This window comes from Streptomyces inhibens (genome assembly GCF_003389455.1).
Lineage (GTDB): Bacteria > Actinomycetota > Actinomycetes > Streptomycetales > Streptomycetaceae > Streptomyces > Streptomyces inhibens.
In genome coordinates this window covers 1-2,542 of record NZ_QUAC01000317.1, presented here as the reverse complement: position 1 = coordinate 2,542, position 2,542 = coordinate 1, and the positions used below count along the sequence as shown (strand labels likewise).

The 2,542-nt window shown below is 73.6% G+C and carries 3 protein-coding genes; all 3 read right to left on the bottom strand.

Annotated elements, in window-relative coordinates; genetic code table 11:
• Positions 1 to 565, bottom strand: a 565-nt coding sequence (locus tag DY245_RS33730) for a CapA family protein (protein ID WP_147318395.1), incomplete at its 3' end; no start/stop codon positions are given.
• Between the two features lie 111 nt (positions 566 to 676).
• Positions 677 to 1,492, bottom strand: a complete 816-nt coding sequence (locus tag DY245_RS33725) for a class I SAM-dependent methyltransferase (RefSeq protein ID WP_128510949.1) — start codon at positions 1,490 to 1,492, stop codon at positions 677 to 679.
• Between the two features lie 76 nt (positions 1,493 to 1,568).
• A partial coding sequence (locus DY245_RS33720; protein WP_128510948.1) for a diacylglycerol/lipid kinase family protein occupies positions 1,569 to 2,542 on the bottom strand: 974 nt, incomplete at its 5' end.

Sequence of the window (2,542 nt, the reverse complement as noted above, 5' to 3'; positions counted from 1 at the left end):
GTCCGGGCGGCCTCGGCGGCGGGGCGGGCCGAGCCGGTGTGGCGGGGCGGGCGGCCTCGGCGGCGGAGACGGCCGAGCCGGTGTGGCGCAGACCGACCGCGTCCATGGCGCCGAGCGTGCGGCGGACGCCGTCGGCACCGTCGTCGAGGGTGTGGTTGGAGGCGGTGGAGCAGGAGTCGTAACCCGCGTCCTCGAGGGCGGCGGCGACCTGTGGCGGGGACTTGAAGCCGGGGTAGCCGGTGAACGGTCCGCCGTCCCTGCCGTAGATCGTCTCCGTATGGCAGATCGCCAGGTCGGCGCCGGAGACCACCGGCTTCACCCCGGCGAACATGGCGCGGAAGTCATGGCCGTGGCCGTGTGCGTCGTTGCCGGACTGCCGGATGATCTCGTTGTGCGGCAGGACGTCGCCGGTGGCCAGGAGGGTGAAGCCGGCCGCTGCCGAGGCCTGGGCGGTGCCCGGCCGGGCGGGCGGCGAGGAGCGTGGCGGGGTGGCGGGCTGCTGGGATCCGCAGCCCGCCGCGAGCAGGGTCAGCGCGGCTATGGAGGCCAGTCGTATTCGGGTCACGCCCGATCCATACCGGGATCAAGATGATTTATCTGCCGGGGAGGGGTGGGGCTGGCCGTCAGGGGGATGCCGGGAGCAGTCCGTGTGAGGGCGGGGCAGAAGGTGCGTCGGTCAGACCCGGCACAGGATCTCGCCGTGCAGAACGGCGAACCAGCCGTCCTCCTCGGCGCCCCAGGCCCGCCAGGCCTCTGCGATCCGGTGCAGTTCGTCCGTCGTGGCGTGCCCGCCGTCCACCGCGATCCGCGCGTACGAGGAGGCCACCGTACGGTCCGCCCACAGCTCGCTCCACCAGGACCGCTCCTGCGCGGTCCGGTAGCACCAGGTGCCGGTGGTGGCGGTGATCGCGTCCGGGGCGAAGCCGGCCTGCCGCGCCCAGGCGTGCAACCGGCGTCCGGCGTCCGGCTCGCCCCCGTTGGCGCGGGCCACCCGCAGATACAGCCGCTGCCAGTCGGCCATCCCCTCGACCTCCGGGTACCAGGTCATGGCCGAGTAGTCCGCATCGCGGACGGCGACGATCCCGCCGGGCTTGGTGACCCGGCGCATCTCGCGCAGCGCCTGGACGGGGTCGCCCACATGCTGGAGCACCTGATGGGCGTGCACCACGCAGAAGGTGTCGTCGGGGTAGTTCAGCGCGTGGACGTCGCCGACCGCGAAGCGGACGTTCTCCAGGCCCCGCCCGGCGGCCGTGGCGCGCGCCTGCGCCAGCACGTCCGGTGCGTACTCCAGACCGGTGACCTGCCCGTCCGGCACCAGCGCGGCCAGATCGGCGGTGATGGTGCCGGGGCCGCAGCCGATGTCCAGGATCTGCATGTGCGGCCGCAGCGAATCCAGCAGGTATCCGGCCGAGTTGGCGGCGGTGCGCCAGGTGTGCGAGCGCAGTACGGACTCATGGTGGCCGTGGGTGTAGACGGCGGACTCCTGCGGCATGGTCGACTCCTTCGCATGCTTCGGCGTGGTGAGCACACCGTATGCGCGAATCTCGCATCGTGAGAGTGGGGTCTCATTATTCGGGCAGCAGGCGATAGACCGTCAGTGCCTCGTTCTCCTTCTGCAATGTCAACTCGCCCGAGACAGTGGCGACTTCGCCGTCGAAGGCGACGGTGGCGCCGTCCGGGAGACCGCCGATCCGCAGCTGGTGCAACCGCGCCTCGCCCAGAACCGGGGAGCTGCGCGGGGTGCCCGTCAGCGCCGCGGCCAGCAGCCGGGTACGGGCCAGCCGCCCGCCGTGCACCACCCGCACATCCAGCACCCCGTCCGCCAGGTCGTGCCGGCGCACCGGCGCGAACCCCAGCCCGCGGTACTGGCAGTTGCCGACGAACAGCAGCCAGACGGCGCGCCGCGCACCATTGATCCGCACCGTCAACGGCTCGGCGGTACGCAGCACCTCCCACGCCGCGAGCACCCCGGCCGGCCAGGCGCCGATCCTGCCCGCCCACCGCTCCCGGATCCGCACCAGCTCCGGATACACCCCGATCGAGAAGGTGTTGAGGAAGTACCGCCCCTCCCGATGCGGAGCGACCCGGAAGCGCGCCAGATCCACCGCAACGGCCTCGCCGGTCTCCACGGCCCGCGCCGCCGCCGCGTACGTCTCGATCCCCAGGTCGTACGCGAAGTGGTTCAGGGTGCCGCCGGGCAGCACCGCCAGCGGCAGCCCGTAGCGCACCGCGACCGTCGCCGCGGCATTGACGGTGCCGTCACCGCCGAGCACCCCCAGCGCACCGCCCAGCTCCCCGGCCCGCTCCGCGGCGTCCTCCAGCGCCTTGTCCAGCGGCTGCCCGTCCGGCCCGCCGCACAGCACCACCTCGGCGTGCGGCAGCACCCCGTGCACCTCCTGGGTGCGGTCCGGAAGGGGCCCCGAGCGCTGCCCCGAGCCCTGGTTCGCCACCACGACCAGACCGCGGCCACCGGGCAGCGCGGGCGCCTGCGCGCGCGGCCGGGCAGGCGGCGCCAGCTGGGCGCGGGTCGGCGCGAAGCCGC